Origin of the sequence: Alteromonas sp. I10 (genome assembly GCF_003201515.1) — a bacterium.
Lineage (GTDB): Bacteria > Pseudomonadota > Gammaproteobacteria > Enterobacterales > Alteromonadaceae > Alteromonas > Alteromonas macleodii.
The window spans coordinates 1-17,368 of the sequence record NZ_QJJN01000012.1 but is presented as its reverse complement, the minus strand read 5'-3'; the positions used below and the strand labels follow the sequence as shown (position 1 = coordinate 17,368).

The following is a 17,368-nucleotide window of genomic DNA, read 5'->3' as shown; positions in this document are numbered from 1 at the left end:
CGTACACCAAAGGTTAGGGCCCTTAGCTCATTATGGTTGTCCGAAAGTGCTGCCTAGAAAAAGGCTGTGGTCAAATGAGCAACATCACCTTCGTTAAACGTTAAGGCTCTAAAAGCATGTCAACGGCCTTGCTAAACGCTACCAATATACGAACTTCGGTTTCGGTGTGACCCACACCTCTTCATTATTTCGGTATTCTCTATTTTGGTGCTTTTGGCTAAAGAGTTTTTGGGCACATAAAATTTCCATGCGCCCGAACTAATGTACCACAATCTAATGTAGCAAAAACGGCAGGCTAAATGGAAGCGTGATAGAAAAAGGGCCTGTCAGTGACAGGCCCTCTATAAGCAACAGTAAATTATGTTGAATCGCTACTGTTTACTTTTTTGCTTTAGCAAATGCATCAGCAAAGGCGTTGCCCATGGCGCTGTTTTGAGGCTGGCTGTTGCGATTGCCGCCACCCTGATTTGAACGAGGGTTTGCTTTTGCGTTAGCACGCCCAGCCCCTTTACTTTGTGGTTTTCCTGCTGCTGGTTTACCGCCTGCATTATTGCTTTGACTCGGAGTATCGTCTAAGCGCATGGTGAAGGAAATACGCTTGCGCGGTACGTCTACTTCAAGCACTTTTACTTTGACGATATCGCCTGCTTTAACTACCTCGCGTGGGTCTGAGATAAACTTGTTAGTCAGTGCTGAAATATGCACCAGTCCATCCTGATGTACGCCTACATCAACGAACGCGCCAAAGTTGGCCACGTTGCTAACCACACCCTCTAAAATCATGCCTGGTTTAAGATCGTTGATGGTTTCAACGCCTTCTTTAAACGCGGCAGTTTTAAACTCTGGACGAGGATCGCGGCCAGGTTTATCCAGCTCTTTTAGAATGTCTTTAACCGTTGGTAAACCGAATGCGTCGCTGGTAAAGGTGTCTGGCGACAGGCTTTTTAGCAGCTCGGTATTGCCGATGATGTCATTAACAGCAACAGCGGTAGTATCAACAATCTTATCTACCACTGGGTATGCTTCAGGGTGAACCGCAGAGGCATCAAGTGGGTTGGTGCCGTTTACAATGCGAAGGAAGCCTGCCGCTTGCTCAAAGGCTTTAGGTCCTAAACGTTCTACTTTCAAAAGCGCTTTACGGTCTGGGAAAGCGCCGTTGGTGTCTCTGAAATTCACAATGTTGTGCGCCAGGGTCTTATTTAAGCCCGATACGTAGCTCAACAGCGCGGGCGATGCAGTGTTTAAGTCAACGCCAACGGCGTTTACACAGTCTTCAATAACACGGTCTAGCGATTTGCCTAACTGGCTTTGGCTTACGTCATGCTGATATTGGCCTACACCAATAGCTTTAGGTTCAATTTTAACTAGCTCTGCCAGCGGGTCTTGCAAGCGTCGAGCGATAGACACTGCGCCGCGGATTGACACGTCAAGGTCAGGCAATTCTTTTGAAGCAAGCTCAGAGGCTGAATACACCGATGCACCCGCTTCACTGACCATAATTTTTTGTGCAGTAAGCTCGCTGTTGTTCTTGAGCATTTCGCCAACGAGTTTGTCTGTCTCGCGCGAGCCAGTACCGTTGCCAATGCTGATTAAATCTACTTTGTATTGCTTGCACAACGTGGTGAGCGTGCGAATAGATTTATCCCACTGGTTTTGTGGTGCATGCGGGAAAATGGTGTTGGTTGCGACCACTTTTCCTGTGCTGTCTACGACCGCTACCTTAACGCCAGTTCTCAAACCAGGATCTAGGCCCATAGTGGTTTTTGCACCTGCAGGCGCGGCCATCAACAGGTCGTTTAAGTTTTTAGCAAATACCTCAATGGCTTCCTCTTCAGCGCGTTCTCGAAGGGCGCTGAATAGCTCAGTTTCCATGTGTAAACCAATTTTGATTTTCCACGTCCACTGTACAACTTGAGCTAAGAAGTCATCTGCACCACGGCCGCGGTGCATAATATCGTAATGGCTGGCAATAATATGTTCGCAATGCGACGGGCCGTTGTCTTCTGACTGCGGGTCGGCATCTAACTGAATGTGTAGCATGCCTTCGTTGCGGCCTCTAAACATCGCCAACGCGCGGTGAGATGGTACGTTCTTGTACTTTTCACTGTGTTCGAAATAGTCTTTGTATTTGGCGGCTTCTTGCTCTTTGCCTGATACAACGGTGCTTTTTACATGGGCATTTTCAGTTAGATACTTTCGCACTTTTGCCAAAAGTGAGGCGTCTTCAGCGAAGCGCTCCATCAAGATATAACGGGCACCTTCTAACGCTGCTTTCGTATCAGCAACGCCACTGTCTGCGTTTACGTATTCGCTTGCTGCACTTTCAACGTCGGTATCAGGGTCAGAGAATAAGGTATCAGCTAAAGGTTCAAGGCCGGCTTCAATAGCAATTTGGCCTTTAGTGCGTCGGCGAGGCTTATACGGTAAGTACAAATCTTCTAAGGTCGTTTTACTGTCGGCACTGGTAATACTGCTTTTAAGCTCGTCGGTTAGTTTGCCCTGTTCTTCGATAGATTTGAGAATAACATCGCGGCGTTCTTCAAGCTCTCGCAGGTAGGTCAAGCGCTGCTCTAAGGTACGCAGCTGTGTGTCATCAAGGCCTTGTGTCACTTCTTTTCGGTAGCGCGCGATAAAAGGTACGGTTGACCCTTCATCAAGAAGTTTTACAGCGGCAGTTACTTGCGAAGGTTGAACGCTAAGTTCATCTGCAATTTTATTGATAATCATAAGTCGCTCTAAGATACTAAAAATTCGCGTCAGGCAATGGCGAATAAACGGTGTGTGAAAGGCTTATATACACAGCGTCGGTAGTGAAAACAGGAGCGGTGAGTATATCACCGCGGTGTAGGGGAAGTCGTCTGATCATTGTGTTACAAATGGGTGATTAAATAGGGCATATTAGTGCTCACAGTTTGTCTGTTGCGTCGTACCAAATACGGTTTATCCACCACTCTTTCGTGCCCGTTTCGGTTTTTACAACAAACTCATCGTCTTCTTCTTTGCCAAGCAGTGCTCGCGCCATCGGAGAGTCGATAGAAATGTAATCCTTGCGGCCGAAAATTTCGTCGTAGCCCACGAGCCTAAGTTCCATCACCTTGCCCGCTTCGTTTTCAATTTCAACCCAGGCACCAAAGAAGACCTTACCCTCTTGCTGTGAATCGTAGTCCACAACCTTTAGGTTTTCCAAGCACTTGCGAAGGTAGCGTACGCGGCGATCAATTTCCCGTAACTTCTTCTTATTGTACTGGTAGTCGGCATTCTCGCTTCTGTCACCAAGGCTCGCTGCCCAGGTTACCTTGCGAGTAATTTCAGGTCGTTCTTCACGCCACAAGAAATCCAGTTCTTGTTTAAGCTTTAAGTAGCCCTTTCGAGTGATAAGCGGTGTTTTCACAATGTCCTATAAATAATCCAGCTAATTACCCCTACTTTATGTGGGTAATAAGGCAAAACGCAATCTTTCTGTACGTCAAAAAGTGACAAAAGAGACAGATTGAATAATTATTGAACATAAACCTTTCGTTTAGTGTCGTAGTATAAATAATAGTCAAACCATTAGGGGAAATGAATGCGTAACAGGATACCAATGTTGAACCGTCGAAGGTCGGGGAACGATCCGTTCCAAACCAGCGGTACTATCATCGGTTTTATGCTGTTTTTAAGTGGCGCGCTGTTATTGTTGTATGCCTTGCTTGATATCGTTGTTCGCTTAAATAGTATGCAAACCGTGATATATCTTATTTTAGGTTGTGCTATGTATAAGGTGGGTCAGTCTCTGTTAAATCATTTTGCTACGTTTAAGGTACACACAGAAAGACGGCGCGCCCCTCAGCGTTAAAACCTTTTGTTTTAAGCACCAAGTTTTAAGGCGAAATTGTTCCAAAAAGGCTTGGAATAGACCGTGAAATTTGGTCGATTTAGACTAAGCTTATTAGTGTAATTCGAGGCACCAAGCATATTGAATAACCCACTTTACTATTTGGGTACGCGCGTGGTGAAAACCCACTGGCTCGTAGGGAAAAGGTAAGCAAGGATCACGCTGACTCACTAAAACAAAAAAGCCGACGCTATGCGTCGGCTTTCTCTTTTTCTTAAAGCACTAACTTATTCCGTTGGCGCTTCTGCTTCAGGCTTGACCACTTCTAGCAACTCAACGTCAAAGATAAGCGTCGAGTTTGGCGTGATTGCGCCAGTAGAACGCGCACCATAAGCAAGTTCAGATGGGATATGGAAGCGATACTTTGCGCCTTCTTTCATCAATTGAACGCCTTCAGTCCAACCAGAAATAACGCGATTAAGTGGAAATTCTGCTGGCTCGCCACGCTTGTAAGATGAGTCGAACTCTGTGCCATCTAGCAAGGTGCCACGGTAGTGAACTTTAACCATGTCTGTCGCTTCTGGGCTTGCACCCTCGCCTTCTTCAAGTACTTCGTACTGAAGACCAGACTCGGTAGTTACCACACCTTCTTTCTTACCGTTTTCTTCTAGGTAAGCTAGGCCAGCTTCAATATTTTTTTCAGCGGCTTGTTCCGCCATTTCTTGCTGCTTAGCGCGAAGTACTTCTTCGCCTTGTTGAGCGATTTGCTGAATCTGCTCTGGCGTAAACTTAAGGGTGTCGTTTAGACCGTCTTTAAAGCCTTGTTGTAGCGCATCTTGGTCTAATGTTAAACCCAGTTGCTCTTGTTGTTCGGCACGGTTGCTAACGAACAAACCCATGCTTGCGCCCATGGCGTAAGCTTGCTTTTGCGTATCTGTCATTTCTTCTGCTGAAACAGAAGTTGTTTTTGCACTATCAGCGCTTGTAGAAGCGGCCTCATCAGATGTATTTGGCTGGCAAGCGAAAAGGCCTAGCGCAGCGATAGTAGATAAGGCAACGAGCGACTTCTGCATAAAAACGTCTCCATAAATTTTTATCATCATGCGTCTATGTCTATACTGCTGCATCCAAGGCAGTGTGCACGATAGTTAAAGATGCGTGATCCATGCTATGTTAAACCTAGCGTTTACAAAGCGAAACCCATTTGATTATGTTTAGGCCTCAAATGTTCCATAGAATAGCGTTACTCATCGTACTTATAGGTAATTCCATGGGATGCTCTGTCCCTGATACTACGCCAATACAGCAGTGGCGTCATGTAGAAGAAGGCGCCTATGCCGCAGATATTTCTACCGACGGCACGTTAGCGGTGGTTTCTGGCGTGAATAATGGGGTAAACGTATGGCGAATTGGACAAAGTGATCCCCTTTATCACTGGAGCCACCAAGGTGAAGGTGACAACCTGGTCATGTCAGTGCACATTAGCGCCGACAAAAGCTATGTTGTGACCGCTGACCGAGAGGCGTTTGCCTTATGGAGTCTGGAGACCGGCGAGCCTGAAGGTTTTTGGCGCATTGACGAGTCATCAATTAGAGATGTGGTGGTTACCAATAATGGTAACGGTATATTGGTGGCGCGCTCAAATGGCAAAGTTATGTACTTTGAACCTCGTACTTCGCGTCGACTAGAGTTTTTAGGGCATCAAGAAAAGGTTAACTCCATTGATATTTCCCCTAACGGTAAGTTCGCATTGACGGGGGGCAACGATTACATAGCGTATTTATGGAGCACTGACACTGGGCAAATAATTCATACATTCACCCACCCCACGCGAGTAACAAAAGTAGCGCTTGATGATGAAGGTCGCTTTGCTTTTACTGCGGACAGCCAGAGCAAGTCGCAAGTGTGGAATGTGCAAACCGGGCAGCCTGTGGCATCCCTCAAATATGCAGCGCGTCAGAAAATCTTCACAGACGTTGAGTTTTCCAAAGATGGTCAGTTTTTACTAACAGGCTCTCCCGCCAGAAAAGTATACCTGTGGGATTTGAAAACTGGCGAGCAAGTGCAGTCCATACAGGTTGCATCACGAGAGTCAGTTTCACCACCAACCGCAGTTGTGTATGGCGTCGCCTTCCTCCCCAATGATAATATATTGTCCATAAGCAGTAGTGGCCTTGCCGAAGAATGGCAACGAGAGAGATAGAGAATTTACATGACAGAGAAAAGCGCTGAGCATCTACAACAGCAAATAGATAGCGCCAATAGCTATATTGAAGAGTTACAGATGAAGGTAGCCTTTCAAGAACACACTATCGAGGCACTTAATGAAGCGCTGTCTTCGCAACAAAAGCAGCTTGACGATTTAGCCTTTAAAGTACGCCATGTCGTTGACCGCGTTAAGTCTATCGAGCCGTCTAATATTGCTAAGCAGTCAGAAGAAACCCCGCCTCCGCATTACTAGAATAATTGAAGCGCACTAATAATTGCAGCGCGGTATTCATTTGGATCACGTCCATTGGCGATGACACTTATTGCGGGGCGCTCATCGTGGGAAGAGGCCTGTGAAGACATCAAAGGCGCTTCGTTGATGTGCAGTAGTGTTGAAAAAACATCACGCTAGTTCATCTTGTTATGAGTTAGGCGAAGTCTTCATTTAGCCAGGATATACATTTGAATTACACTTGCGCCCCGATACAAAGGCTTCAGCAAAAAGAAGCCTTTTTTACTATTTAAGAGAGTGAGTTATGAGCGATTTTGATATGGATGCGTTTGATAGCATCGATTTTGACTCTGTTGAGCAGTCAGTAGCAGAGAAACAGGCTGAAAAAGACAAGCAAGAGAGTCAAGAGATTGAAGGTATGCGCGACGGCGCCAACGACTGTGGCGATAGCTGTACTATTTAAGCGCGCTCAGCGGCGAGGGCTCTTAATTTTCAGAGCCTTCCGGCGCTTCCAACTTATCCAGCTCGAGTCTATCCAACTCTATACTTTTCTCCACATCGCCGTTAAAAGCTTCGATAAATGCATTTTTTAAAATCGCGGTAAATGCCTCCCATGTTTGGGTGTCAGGGCTTGATAAATCGCCTTCAACAGGAATGCGTGTGGCAATTTGGTCTTCGCTTTGGTTTTCAAACAGTTCGGTGACAAACGCGGAAATGGCTTCGATACTGCCTTCAATAAAACCATCGCCGTCACGTTCAATGTCACCCTTCCAAGAAAATACCTCCACATTATGCAATATGGGTTTGATATAGCCTTTTACTTTCCCTTCATTAGACGCCACTTCGGCCGCAAGCGTGAGGGTGCCGGCTTCCAGATCAAACGGTGCGTAGGTATCAAGTAGGTTCTTAAAGTTCACTAGCCCAACGTTGTCAGCTTGAATATCAACGTCAAATGTGGGGGCTGTTGTTGCGGGGTTGAGTTTAGCGTTTAAGGATATCGTGCCCTGCTGTGCCGTTTGTCCTTGCGCTTTGGCCGTTGCTACACGTGAGTCTGACAAGTTATCGCTATTCACCAAGTTATTCACTTCAAGCTGAATATCATGAAGCGCAATGTCGATAGCCGGAGAAGTATCGGGGTTGTGGAAAGCGACTTTTCCTTGGTTAATAGTTAGCTTATCGATGCGTAACGGGAAGAGTTGGTCGGCGATAGATAACCAGTTTTCATCCTTACCAGACTGGCTTCTCTCCTCCGTGTTGCCGTCTACAAAATTAATCTCGGGGGAATTAACAATGACTTTTCCCACCGCTGCACCTTTGAAAAGCTGTGACCATGAAAGCGTAAACTCCACATAGTCAGCTTTAAATAGCGGCCTATCTACTTGCCCGTTCGCCTTATAAAGCAAAACATGTTCTAAACTGTATGCGCCGCGCCATAGCATTAAATCTACATCGCCCACGCGGCCGTTATACTCTTTTGACTGACTCAGCGTCGTGTTGATGTATGACGCTGCGGCGTAAGGCAAGTAAAGTCTTATGGCAATAAGCGTAAGCAACAAGGCTATAAGGACATAGCAGGCACGTTTTTTAGCATGTTTCATATTTCACTCCTTTGCGAAGGAAATACAAAAATTATGCCTGAGCAACCTCTTTCGTTAGGTAACGAGGATACCCAGCGTTGGCGTGGCATGAAGAGACGTTTGCAAAAAGCCTGAGCACAGCGTTGTAAGGTGTTACACAGGCTTAACGGTAAGATTTACTGAGACGTGGGTAGGAATGTTAGTGCGGTTTAAAGATGCCAATCACATTTTCGTTTGAGCGTGTGGCGGCACTCACCTTTTCATTAGTTTGCGCTTCATTATATCCACACGCAACGCACTCCAACTTTTCTACGTTATTTTCAAAATATAACGAAATCGTATCTAGCTCTTGGCATTTTGGGCACGTAGCCCCTGCAACAAAGCGGCGTTTTACACGTTTTGACATACATACACCTTTGGAGAATTTCGCGATTATTATACCTTGAAATGGTAAGTGTTGATCAGCTTTTACCTTAAGTTTTTGATATTATACGCGCCCTAGTTTGTTCCATCACAGGTTACTCATGATAAAGCTTTCAAATGTATCGCTACTTCGCGGTCGCAAAATGTTGCTAGAAGAGGCGTCGGCGCAGGTTTTTCCAGGCCACAAAGTAGCGCTGATTGGCAGCAACGGCTGCGGAAAGTCCACGCTTTTTGCACTGCTGAGAAGTGAGTTAAGTGTCGACGCTGGCGACTGCAGCGTACCGAATGACTGGCGAATTGTAAGCGTGGCACAGGAAACGCCAGCAACTGACCGGACCGCGATAGACTATGTGGTGGACGGTGACAAACATTTACGTAATCTACAGGCGCAATTAGAAGCCGCTGAAAAAAGCGGCGACGGTGTAAAGATTGGCCAAATTCACGGGCAGCTCGAGCAAGCGGGAGCATACGACGTGGAAGCTCGCGCAGCGACCATTCTGTCGGGTCTTGGGTTTACCAATGTGCAGTTAAGCGCACCAGTTAGCGATTTTTCAGGTGGCTGGCGTATGCGCCTAAACCTAGCTCAAGCGCTGCTTTGCCCTTCAGACTTACTGCTGCTTGATGAACCTACTAACCACTTAGACTTAGACGCCGTTATTTGGCTAGAGAAATGGCTTCAACGCTATGCGGGAACGCTATTGCTGATTTCTCACGATAAAGCTTTTATCGACAACACGGTTGCGCAAATTATCAGTGTTGAACAACAGAAGCTTATCACCTACACCGGTAACTACTCGTCTTACGAAACCCAGCGCGCTGAACGTATTCGCTTGCAAAACATTGAATATGAAAAGCAGCAGCAAAAAGTAGCGCACCTCAATTCGTTTATTACCCGGTTTAAAGCTAAAGCGAGTAAAGCTAAGCAAGCGCAAAGTCGTATTAAGCAGTTGGAGAAAATGGAAACCTTGTTGCCAGCCCATATGGCCAGCCCATTTAGCTTTTCTTTTGCGCCGCCGTCGGCACTGCCAAACCCGCTTGTGCAAATGGAAAAGATACAGCTGGGTTACGACGACCATATTGTGCTGCAACAGGTGAAACTCAATTTAGTACCTGGCAGCAGAATAGGTCTTCTAGGTAGAAACGGACAGGGTAAGTCTACGCTAATCAAACTATTGGCGGGTGTGCATGCGCCAAAGCAAGGTATATTTAATACGGCTAAAGGCCTTAAGATTGGTTACTTTGCTCAGCATCAGTTAGAAACATTAGATGCTAACGCTACTCCGCTTCTTCATTTGCAGCGCATTGACGAAAAAGCCACCGAGCAGCAACTTCGCGACTATCTGGGCGGATTTGGATTTAATGGCGATGAAGCGTTAGCGCCCGTGGCACCTATGTCGGGCGGTGAAAAGGCGCGCTTAGTATTGGCGTTAATTGTTTATCAGAAGCCTAACTTATTGCTGCTGGATGAGCCTACCAACCACTTAGATTTGGAAATGCGCCATGCGCTAAATATCGCGCTTCAAGGCTTTGAAGGCGCCATGGTACTGGTCTCGCACGACCGCTTCTTACTCTCCTCTGTATGTGAGGATTTCTATTTGGTAGACAGTGGCGAAGTTGAACCATTTAAAGGCGACTTGGACGACTATCGCGACTGGATTTTAAAACAGCAGGCAGCGGAAAAAGCTAAGGCCAACAGCGACGCCAAAAACGAAGAGCAACAAGAGACTGGCGCGCAGAGTAAGCCGGAACGCAAATTAGATCGTAAAGAAGAAAAACGCCGTGAAGCCGAGTTTAGGCAAAGGGTTGCGCCACTTAAAAAAGCCATTGAAAAACACGAAAAAGCCATGGAAAAATGTGGTGCTGCTTTGGCTGAGGTGGAAGCGTCACTTGCCGATACTTCGCTTTACAGCGAAGACAAAAAGGCGCAGCTTATGGGCCTACTCGACAAGCAAACTCAGCTTAAGCAACAGCTTGAAGAAGAAGAGATGGCATGGCTAGATGCCCAAGAGCAAATTGAGCTAAAACGAGAAGAGTATGACAATGCCAACGCCTAATATCGAAAACCGCGCGTTTTGGGAGTATAGCGTTTCTCGCTATACCAAAGGTGATATGGCTCCCCTTGCGCTTTTACTGCAAGACAACCACAAGGTTAATGTAAACGTTCTCTTGCTGATTTGCTGGTGTTTAGAGAATAATGTCATCATTAATTTGCCACAGCTTAAGGCAGTGATTGCGGCATCCAGTGCGACCGAAGAAAAGTTACAGTATCACCGTGCAAGGCGAAAGGCTGCGAGCCCCGAAAAAGGCGGAGACCAAGCAGAATATGACGCACTCAAAGCACAAGAGCTAGAGCTTGAAAGACAGCAGCAGCACGATATTGTTGCGTCGTTCAACGAGCAGCCAGTCACGCATCTGGGTCAGGGGCAATCTGTATCGTCTAACGTATTTAACGCGTCTATCGCAGCGTTTATAAATGTATACGGACTGCGAGACAACAACGAGGCGCGCCAACTAGTGAGCCTAGTGGTTAACCAACTATCGTAAAAACACAATAAGAAAATAAAATGAGTAAATCAGCGCTATCGCATGGAAAGATAATAAAAAGCAGCTTTAAGGTGCCAGGGTGGGCGAAGAACCGTCATGTGCAAACCATATGGCCGCGTTTTATTCAAAAGCGGTTGCCTTTGTCTTACGACATGGAGCGTCTCACATTACCCGATGACGACTTCGTCGATGTGGCGTGGGGGCCAAAACCGCAGGAAACATCGGGTATCGTGGTGATGTTTCACGGTTTAGAAGGCAGCATTAAGTCGCATTACGCGAACGATATGATGGCTCAATTGTCAGTGAATGGTTGGCAGGTGGTGATGATGCACTATCGCGGCTGTAGTGGCGTGCCAAATTTAAAAGCGCGGGCGTATCACAGTGGAGAAACAGAAGACCCCAGCTTTTTCTTAGAGTGGCTTCACGATAAATTTCCACGAATTCCTAAAGTGGCCATCGGCTTTTCCCTTGGCGGCAACATGCTATTGAAACTGTTGGGCGAAAACCCTGCGCAAAAGTGGCTTAAGGCAGCGATTGCCATTTCTTCGCCCCTTAAACTTTCTGAATGCGCTAAATCAATTAACCAGGGTTTTTCTCGCGTATATCAAAAGTATTTACTTACTAGCATGAAGGATACGCTGCGTAAGAAGATGGAGTACATCGATTATCGCAAGCTTATACAGCTAACAAAAACTGATGTGGAAGAGATCACCAGCTTTACCCAATTCGACGAGAAGATCACAGCGCCGCTTCACGGCTTTGCAGACGCTCAAGACTACTATGAAAAGTGTAGTGCGTATCACTTTTTAAGCGCGATCCACTGTCCTACACTGGTATTGCATAGCATTGATGACCCCTTTATGAATCACTTAATTGTGCCTAAGGAAGAAGAGCTTGCGCGCAACGTTACCGTGGAGCTAAGTGAACGAGGCGGTCACGTTGGGTTCATGCAAGGTTCTATATTAAATCCTAAAGTATGGCTGCACGAACGGGTGAAACGTTTTGTAAGTGAAGCCTTACCTGTAAATACTACGTGTCGTTATGTCAGCCGCTAATGTTGATGTCCTAATAATTTACCCAAACGCTTTTTATCAGGAGTGTGAATGATAATCCCCATTGACGCGCTAGAAGCCGATACGCTTTATAGCTTGGCTGAGTCTTTTGTTCTGCGAGAGGGCACGGACTACGGCGCTGAAGAAGTTGCGCTAGATGTGAAAGTGCAGCAAGTGTTAAACAGACTCAAATCGGGTGAGGCGGTGCTGGTCTATTCAGAGCTTCATGAAAGTGTAGATATCAAAAGAAAAGAAGATATTGAGCCAAGCGAAGCTGAAGAACAATAGACACAAAAAAGCCGGGTCGAGCAACCCGGCTACCTACCTGAGGAGAGGAAGGCTTAAAACGCGTAACGTGCAGTTACCTGCATAATGTCTAAATCATCAATGATTCTGTAGTTTGCACCCACAGCCCATTGTGGCGTGATGTAATAGTTAGCGCCTACTCTAAATGTCGCTTCACCATCGTCTACATCGTAGTAGCCAACTTCACCCGCCAGCTCTACCTGCTCTGTGATCATCGAGCGAAGGCCAGCATTAATGCTGTAACCTGTTTCGTCGTTTACGTCACCGTCAATACGCTCTAAGTTGGCACCAAAATACGCGTCTGTTGTCGCGTTAACAGGTAAACGGTAACCCGCACCTAGTGTCAGCATATCAAAGTCAAAGTTGCCCTCTTCAAAGAAGCTATACTCGCCGTTCAGGTACCAGTTGCTGTTCAATAGGTATTTACCGTTAACGGTTAAACCGTCTGGTTCAAAAGACTCATTGTCGTCAAAGTCCATTTTGGTGTAACCACCTTCTACGTAACGCCAGTCAGGCTTGTCGGCCATAGCTGTAAGAGGAAGTGTTGCCGCAGTTAGTGCTGCTGCAATAAGTGTGAATGATTTACGCATGTGATAACTCCTTAGTATGTTCAGTAACCCACCTTGTTCACCGCAAACGTTTTCGTTGTTTAAACACGTTCTAGGTACTCTATAAAGCTCTAACCTTTTCATAATGGTTCTAGTCTTTACACAATGGCTCTAGACAGTTTGCAAAACGTGTTGCAAGTCAGTGCTTTACGACACACTGCAAAAGGCTACTTGGTTGATGACCACAAAGCCGTACTTGCCTTCATGCCATCTTTATTATTTCCGTTAAGAAATAGTGTCCGATTTATTTATCAACATGATGAATAGCAAAGCGTTTGCCAACTTCGTACTAAATCACTATTTTGATATATCTTAATTTATCTATGTCGCTAATATTTATAGATAAAATACGTCTGGCTTTTTAGAGGCTACACATTTGAAATGTTCAAAATCAAAGTTTGATGTATTCCTAGTAAAACGTTGGCACACAAAACTGTCTCTAAAAAACAACAGTTATCCTTTTGTCTAACTCATCGGACATTTTTACAAGCCAGTGTTCTCCAATAATCCACAATGTGTGTGTTTGTAAAGCATTGTAAATTATGAAAAATATAAAAAATAACGGCGACTATTTCGTGTTGGAACAGCTTTTGCTCAAGTCTCTGTGTGTTATCCAACATTCACTTTAGCCCTTCGGCAAGGAATTCGGTTTTTCACGATATTAGTGGATAAAGAAAGGAAGAGAGCGCCTTTCTCGCGTGGCTTCAATCAATACCGTTTTTGTAAAAGACGCTTTTCAGTAAGTAAGGCGTGTTACGAGTTATTGATGGTCATCTGGATAACCATTGTTTTCATAAGGAGAGGACAAATGGCTAAGCCAGTTTCAATTTTCGGTAAAGGTTTACAAACGAATGTGCGTCAGCGCAATAAGCTGTCACACCTTCTTTTAGCGATGAGCAGTGTCATCGCATTATTTGCGTTTCATCAAGCCGGTGCAGTTGAGGTTAACAACGACAATCAGCCTCAAAAAGCATCGCCGGTTCTTCAGTCAATTATTGATGCTGCACGCCAGTCAGCGACAGAGAGCTACGAGCAGGACGATCACGGGTTAAACAGCAAGCTTAAAGAAATTGACTACACCACGTATCGTTCAATTCGCTTCAAGCCCGAGCAGAGTCTTTGGCATGGCGAGAATGACTACGAACTGCAGTTTTTTCACCCGGGTTTTTTATATGAATACCCTGTCACTATCCACACTATTGGTGAAAACAATAAGCCTGAACGCCTAGCGTTCAACAGTGACATGTTCAACTACGACGGGTCTGCGTCGGGGTTAGCTGGGCTAACGGACGAAAAGTCAGGCTTTGCTGGATTTCGCGTTCACTACCCTATCAAGAACGAAGAGTACAAAGACGAATTTGCTGTATTTTTGGGGGCATCGTACTTCCGTCTTGTAGGTAAAAATCAAGTGTACGGTATCTCTGCACGAGGTCTTGCGATTGATACGGCGCTAGCCAAAGGCGAAGAGTTCCCCCACTTCACTGAGTTCTGGGTCATAGAACCGAGTGAGGGTAAGCCTATTACTGTTTATGCGCGTCTTGAAAGCCCTTCTGTAGCGGGCGCGTACAAATTTGTTATACAGCCTGATATTGATACCAGCGTTAAGGTAGAGAGTTGGTTATTTGCCAGAGATGACGTGAGCAAGCTAGGCATTGCACCATTTACCAGTATGTTCTTGTATGGCGAGAACACAGAAAAGCGTCATGACGACTATCGTCCAGAGGTGCATGATAGTGACGGTGTACTCATGGTAACTCACGCTGGTGAAGAAATTTGGCGCCCGCTGACTAACCCTGCACGCCTTCAAGTCACGTCACTTAGCGACGCAAACCCTAAAGGATTCGGCATGCTTCAACGCGACGGCGAATGGGATAATTACCTCGACGCAGAGGCCAATTACCATATACGCCCAGGGCTATGGGTGACGCCAGAAGCTGGTTTTGAGAAAGGCCGATTAGAAGTCGTCGAAATTCCGACTAAATCCGAAATTCACGACAATATCGTGGCATTTTGGACGCCTGAAAAGCCATTCAATTCGGGCGAATCACTGTATTTCGCTTACGAGCTTAAAACCGTAGAACAAAATCCGTTTGTCAGTGAACTGGCCTCAGTAGTACGTACCCGCCAAGGCAAGGCTGTGTTGCCGGGTGACGAGTTTAAAAACGACAGTCTAAATACGACACGACAGTTCAGCGTGGACTTCAGCGCGCCTTCTGCCATTACTTTTGATAACGAGTCGATGAAGTTGGTGGTACAGGGTACTAATGGCACGATTTCTCAGCAGCGACTTTACCCCGTTGCTGATGGACAAGAGTGGCGGGCCACCTTCTTTGTTAAGCCGAAAGAAAAGCAGACGGTAGATATGCGCGCTTACATAGAGAAAGACGGTAAACGTGTGAGTGAGGTTTGGAATTATGTCTACCAACCAAAATAATCGCGCTTGCATAGCGGTATCGGACGAGGCTAAAGCCGTGCCTCAGGTTAAAAGTGATGGCACTGCACGTGCTTCACACTTCATCTTAAAAGGAGAGCATATGCGTTTGTTTATCATGGCAATGCTAGTTATTCCAAGCACGGCACTGGCCGGTTGGAGTTTGTACGAGATCTTTTTACCTAACGGCCTTACCAACTTAGAGATTGCACAGTTGGGGTTGGGGCTAACCCTGTTCGCATGGTTGTGTATGGCGTTTTGGACAGGCATTATCGGTTTCTTTCTGCAGCTTTTTAACATCGACCCGTTGAGCTTGCGCAGAAATCAAACGCCTCCTGATACTTCTGTGTCATTAACGCAAAAGCACGCTGTCGTCATGCCGGTTTATAACGAAGATACCCGCCGTATTATGGTGGGGTTTGAAGCTTGTATTCGCGAATTAATGGAAAGTGACAACAGTTCTAAATTCGACTTTTTCATGCTCAGCGACACCCGCGATATGGAAAAAGCGGATGCAGAGCTACGTGCCTTTTCCCGACTGAAGAAACGTTTAGGTGCCTTCTCTAGCCAAGTGTTTTACCGTCGTCGCGAACAGAATCTGCACAGAAAAGTGGGCAACCTCAAAGAGTTTTGTGAACGCTGGGGTGCAAACTACGAGTCGATGATTGTGTTAGATGCTGATAGCGTGATGAGCGGTGAGCGCATGCAAGACTTGGCGAGTCGTATTGAGCAAAACCCTGATACGGCGTTAGTGCAGACCATTCCAATGCCGGTACGTCAAAACACCTTCTTTGGTCGTTTTGTGCAGTTTGCTGCTCACCTTTACAGCCCAATGTTGGCGACAGGTCTATCGTTTTGGCAAACAGACAGTGCAAACTATTGGGGGCACAATGCCATTATTCGTATTGCACCATTTATGCAGCATTGCGGGCTACCTACCCTCGAAGGACGCGCGCCTTTTGGTGGTGAAATTTTAAGTCATGACTTTGTTGAGGCTGCGCTACTGCGCCGTGCTGGCTGGCAGGCCTACTTGCTTACCGACACCACGGGCAGCTATGAAGAAGTGCCAAGTAACATTGTTGACTACGCGATTCGCGACCGTCGTTGGGTGCAGGGCAACATACAGCATTTAGGGTTATTGAACGTTAAAGGTCTTAAAATGGCAAACCGCCTGCACTTCTTATTTGGTGCGTTTGCGTACATCTCTTCACTCATACTATTTTGCATGTTGGCGCTAGGCACAGCAGATGCGTTAATTCGCGCCACATCGGTGCCGGAGTTCTTCGTGTCTGAATACCAGCTGTTCCCTAGTTGGCAGGTAGCGCGCCAAGACATGATGATGGTAACCATGTGGGGTACGGCGGCCTTATTATTCTTGCCTAAACTTCTCGGTATTACTTTAGCTTTAATAAAACGTCGTGGCGAATTTGGTGGCGCGTGGTCTTTGCTTAAAGGGGCAGCAATTGAATTAACTATGGCCGTGCTTATTGCGCCGCTAATGATGTTCTATCACAGTTATTTTGTAATTAGCGTTTTTGTTGGCCACTCTGTTAAATGGGAAGCGCAAGAGCGTGAAGGGCGCAAAGTGCCATGGAAAGTTGCAATTAAACACACGCAAATTATGAGCTGTTTAGCGGTAGCGTGGGGCGTAACTACCTTCTACTTCACCCCGTCGCTATTTATGTGGTTGTTACCCGTATTAGTAGGCATGGTGTTAGCGGCGCCGGTTATCCGCTTAACAAGCAGCGATAAGCTGGGCATAGCCATGCGTAAGTGGGGCGTGTTTGTCATTGACCAGGAAGTGAATGAGTGTAAAGCACTTAAGCGTTTACGCGTTGCAATGGGGTATTTCGCTATATCACAGCACAAGGCAGAAGTACCTGCGCTTCCTGATAACGTGTGGCAGAGCATGCCAGAGCAAGTACTAAGTCAAAAGCCTTTGCCTATGCGTCACAGGCTTCCTAACAGCGCATAATAGACTCACAGTAGATATCAAAACAAAAAAACCGCACATGTGTGAAGTGACCCCCATTAGTTGGACATTCCAATTATTGGGGGTCTTTTTATGTCAAAACACGATAGAGCGTTTAAAATAAAGCTCGCTCAGCTAGTCGAAGAGAAAAATTCTGAAGCTTTAGGTAGAAAGTACAGAGTAAGCGCTCGGCTTATTCGC

16 protein-coding genes are annotated in these 17,368 nt (G+C 46.1%); 10 read left to right on the top strand and 6 right to left on the bottom strand.

Features of this window, described 5'->3' with window-relative positions:
- Positions 1 to 378: 378 nt before the first annotated feature.
- Both BZA03_RS18765 and greB read right to left on the bottom strand, forming a co-directional pair.
- Positions 379 to 2,727, bottom strand: a complete 2,349-nt coding sequence (locus tag BZA03_RS18765; protein WP_110289567.1) for a Tex family protein — start codon at positions 2,725 to 2,727, stop codon at positions 379 to 381.
- 178 nt (positions 2,728 to 2,905) lie between these two features.
- On the bottom strand, positions 2,906 to 3,391 hold the full coding sequence (greB, locus tag BZA03_RS18760) for a transcription elongation factor GreB (protein ID WP_014951337.1): 486 nt from the start codon (positions 3,389 to 3,391) through the stop codon (positions 2,906 to 2,908).
- A 174-nt stretch (positions 3,392 to 3,565) separates the two neighbouring features.
- On the opposite strand from greB, the gene BZA03_RS18755 reads away from it, so the two are divergent.
- Positions 3,566 to 3,835, top strand: a complete 270-nt coding sequence (locus tag BZA03_RS18755; protein WP_170826521.1) for a hypothetical protein — start codon at positions 3,566 to 3,568, stop codon at positions 3,833 to 3,835.
- A gap of 266 nt (positions 3,836 to 4,101) precedes the next feature.
- Here the strand turns inward: BZA03_RS18755 and fkpA are convergent, their stop codons facing one another.
- Entirely contained in the window at positions 4,102 to 4,887 is a 786-nt protein-coding gene (gene fkpA / locus BZA03_RS18750; RefSeq protein WP_014951335.1) for an FKBP-type peptidyl-prolyl cis-trans isomerase, read from the bottom strand.
- A gap of 197 nt (positions 4,888 to 5,084) precedes the next feature.
- Between fkpA and BZA03_RS18745 the strand changes: the two genes are divergently transcribed.
- From BZA03_RS18745 to BZA03_RS20445, 3 genes are all read left to right on the top strand, one after another.
- On the top strand, positions 5,085 to 6,017 hold the full coding sequence (locus BZA03_RS18745; RefSeq protein ID WP_014951334.1) for a WD40 repeat domain-containing protein: 933 nt from the start codon (positions 5,085 to 5,087) through the stop codon (positions 6,015 to 6,017).
- 9 nt (positions 6,018 to 6,026) lie between these two features.
- Positions 6,027 to 6,275 (top strand): SlyX family protein, encoded by a 249-nt coding sequence (locus tag BZA03_RS18740; RefSeq protein ID WP_052234916.1) that lies wholly within the window; start codon positions 6,027 to 6,029, stop codon positions 6,273 to 6,275.
- 283 nt (positions 6,276 to 6,558) lie between these two features.
- A complete protein-coding gene (locus BZA03_RS20445; protein WP_012520154.1) occupies positions 6,559 to 6,717 on the top strand; it encodes a hypothetical protein in 159 nt (52 codons plus the stop codon).
- A gap of 22 nt (positions 6,718 to 6,739) precedes the next feature.
- Here the strand turns inward: BZA03_RS20445 and BZA03_RS18735 are convergent, their stop codons facing one another.
- Together BZA03_RS18735 and BZA03_RS18730 are read right to left on the bottom strand one after the other, a co-directional pair.
- Positions 6,740 to 7,852, bottom strand: a complete 1,113-nt coding sequence (locus tag BZA03_RS18735) for a DUF748 domain-containing protein (protein ID WP_014977789.1) — start codon at positions 7,850 to 7,852, stop codon at positions 6,740 to 6,742.
- 178 nt (positions 7,853 to 8,030) lie between these two features.
- Complete coding sequence (locus BZA03_RS18730; protein WP_110289566.1) at positions 8,031 to 8,237, bottom strand: YheV family putative zinc ribbon protein; 207 nt, start codon at positions 8,235 to 8,237, stop codon at positions 8,031 to 8,033.
- Positions 8,238 to 8,355: 118 nt separating this feature from the next.
- Between BZA03_RS18730 and BZA03_RS18725 the strand changes: the two genes are divergently transcribed.
- From BZA03_RS18725 to BZA03_RS18710, 4 genes are read left to right on the top strand one after another with little or no spacing between them, the layout of a single operon-like run.
- A complete protein-coding gene (locus tag BZA03_RS18725; protein WP_039228738.1) occupies positions 8,356 to 10,308 on the top strand; it encodes an ATP-binding cassette domain-containing protein in 1,953 nt (650 codons plus the stop codon).
- On the top strand, positions 10,289 to 10,798 hold the full coding sequence (locus tag BZA03_RS18720) for a TIGR02444 family protein (RefSeq protein ID WP_258364672.1): 510 nt from the start codon (positions 10,289 to 10,291) through the stop codon (positions 10,796 to 10,798). The genes BZA03_RS18725 and BZA03_RS18720 overlap by 20 nt, the downstream gene beginning before the upstream one ends.
- Before the next feature lie 20 nt (positions 10,799 to 10,818).
- A complete protein-coding gene (locus BZA03_RS18715) occupies positions 10,819 to 11,853 on the top strand; it encodes a hydrolase (RefSeq protein WP_014951329.1) in 1,035 nt (344 codons plus the stop codon).
- 48 nt (positions 11,854 to 11,901) lie between these two features.
- Positions 11,902 to 12,138, top strand: a complete 237-nt coding sequence (locus BZA03_RS18710; RefSeq protein WP_014951328.1) for a YheU family protein — start codon at positions 11,902 to 11,904, stop codon at positions 12,136 to 12,138.
- Positions 12,139 to 12,191: 53 nt separating this feature from the next.
- On the opposite strand, the gene BZA03_RS18705 is transcribed toward BZA03_RS18710, so the two are convergent.
- Entirely contained in the window at positions 12,192 to 12,746 is a 555-nt protein-coding gene (locus tag BZA03_RS18705) for an outer membrane beta-barrel protein (protein WP_014977785.1), read from the bottom strand.
- An 826-nt stretch (positions 12,747 to 13,572) separates the two neighbouring features.
- Here BZA03_RS18705 and BZA03_RS18700 point away from each other — a divergent pair.
- Both BZA03_RS18700 and mdoH read left to right on the top strand, forming a co-directional pair.
- The gene (locus BZA03_RS18700) at positions 13,573 to 15,198 is read left to right on the top strand and encodes a glucan biosynthesis protein (RefSeq protein WP_110289565.1); all 1,626 of its coding nucleotides are present in this window, start codon (positions 13,573 to 13,575) and stop codon (positions 15,196 to 15,198) included.
- Positions 15,179 to 17,170 (top strand): glucans biosynthesis glucosyltransferase MdoH, encoded by a 1,992-nt coding sequence (mdoH, locus tag BZA03_RS18695; protein WP_110289564.1) that lies wholly within the window; start codon positions 15,179 to 15,181, stop codon positions 17,168 to 17,170. Before BZA03_RS18700 ends, mdoH begins: the two co-directional genes overlap by 20 nt.
- The last annotated feature ends 198 nt before the right edge of the window (positions 17,171 to 17,368 follow it).

Bases quoted from the DNA above. Each gene is read 5' to 3' on its own strand.
- BZA03_RS18755 (WP_170826521.1), top strand. From the start codon at position 3,566: ATGCGTAACAGGATACCAATGTTGAACCGTCGAAGGTCGGGGAACGAT.
- BZA03_RS18725 (WP_039228738.1), top strand. From the start codon at position 8,356: ATGATAAAGCTTTCAAATGTATCGCTACTTCGCGGTCGCAAAATGTTG.
- BZA03_RS18765 (WP_110289567.1), bottom strand. From the start codon at position 2,727: ATGATTATCAATAAAATTGCAGATGAACTTAGCGTTCAACCTTCGCAA.
- mdoH (WP_110289564.1), top strand. From the start codon at position 15,179: ATGTCTACCAACCAAAATAATCGCGCTTGCATAGCGGTATCGGACGAG.
- BZA03_RS18745 (WP_014951334.1), top strand. From the start codon at position 5,085: ATGGGATGCTCTGTCCCTGATACTACGCCAATACAGCAGTGGCGTCAT.
- BZA03_RS18700 (WP_110289565.1), top strand. From the start codon at position 13,573: ATGGCTAAGCCAGTTTCAATTTTCGGTAAAGGTTTACAAACGAATGTG.
- BZA03_RS20445 (WP_012520154.1), top strand. From the start codon at position 6,559: ATGAGCGATTTTGATATGGATGCGTTTGATAGCATCGATTTTGACTCT.
- fkpA (WP_014951335.1), bottom strand. From the start codon at position 4,887: ATGCAGAAGTCGCTCGTTGCCTTATCTACTATCGCTGCGCTAGGCCTT.
- BZA03_RS18730 (WP_110289566.1), bottom strand. From the start codon at position 8,237: ATGTCAAAACGTGTAAAACGCCGCTTTGTTGCAGGGGCTACGTGCCCA.
- BZA03_RS18735 (WP_014977789.1), bottom strand. From the start codon at position 7,852: ATGAAACATGCTAAAAAACGTGCCTGCTATGTCCTTATAGCCTTGTTG.
- BZA03_RS18705 (WP_014977785.1), bottom strand. From the start codon at position 12,746: ATGCGTAAATCATTCACACTTATTGCAGCAGCACTAACTGCGGCAACA.
- BZA03_RS18740 (WP_052234916.1), top strand. From the start codon at position 6,027: ATGACAGAGAAAAGCGCTGAGCATCTACAACAGCAAATAGATAGCGCC.
- BZA03_RS18720 (WP_258364672.1), top strand. From the start codon at position 10,289: ATGACAATGCCAACGCCTAATATCGAAAACCGCGCGTTTTGGGAGTAT.
- BZA03_RS18715 (WP_014951329.1), top strand. From the start codon at position 10,819: ATGAGTAAATCAGCGCTATCGCATGGAAAGATAATAAAAAGCAGCTTT.
- BZA03_RS18710 (WP_014951328.1), top strand. From the start codon at position 11,902: ATGATAATCCCCATTGACGCGCTAGAAGCCGATACGCTTTATAGCTTG.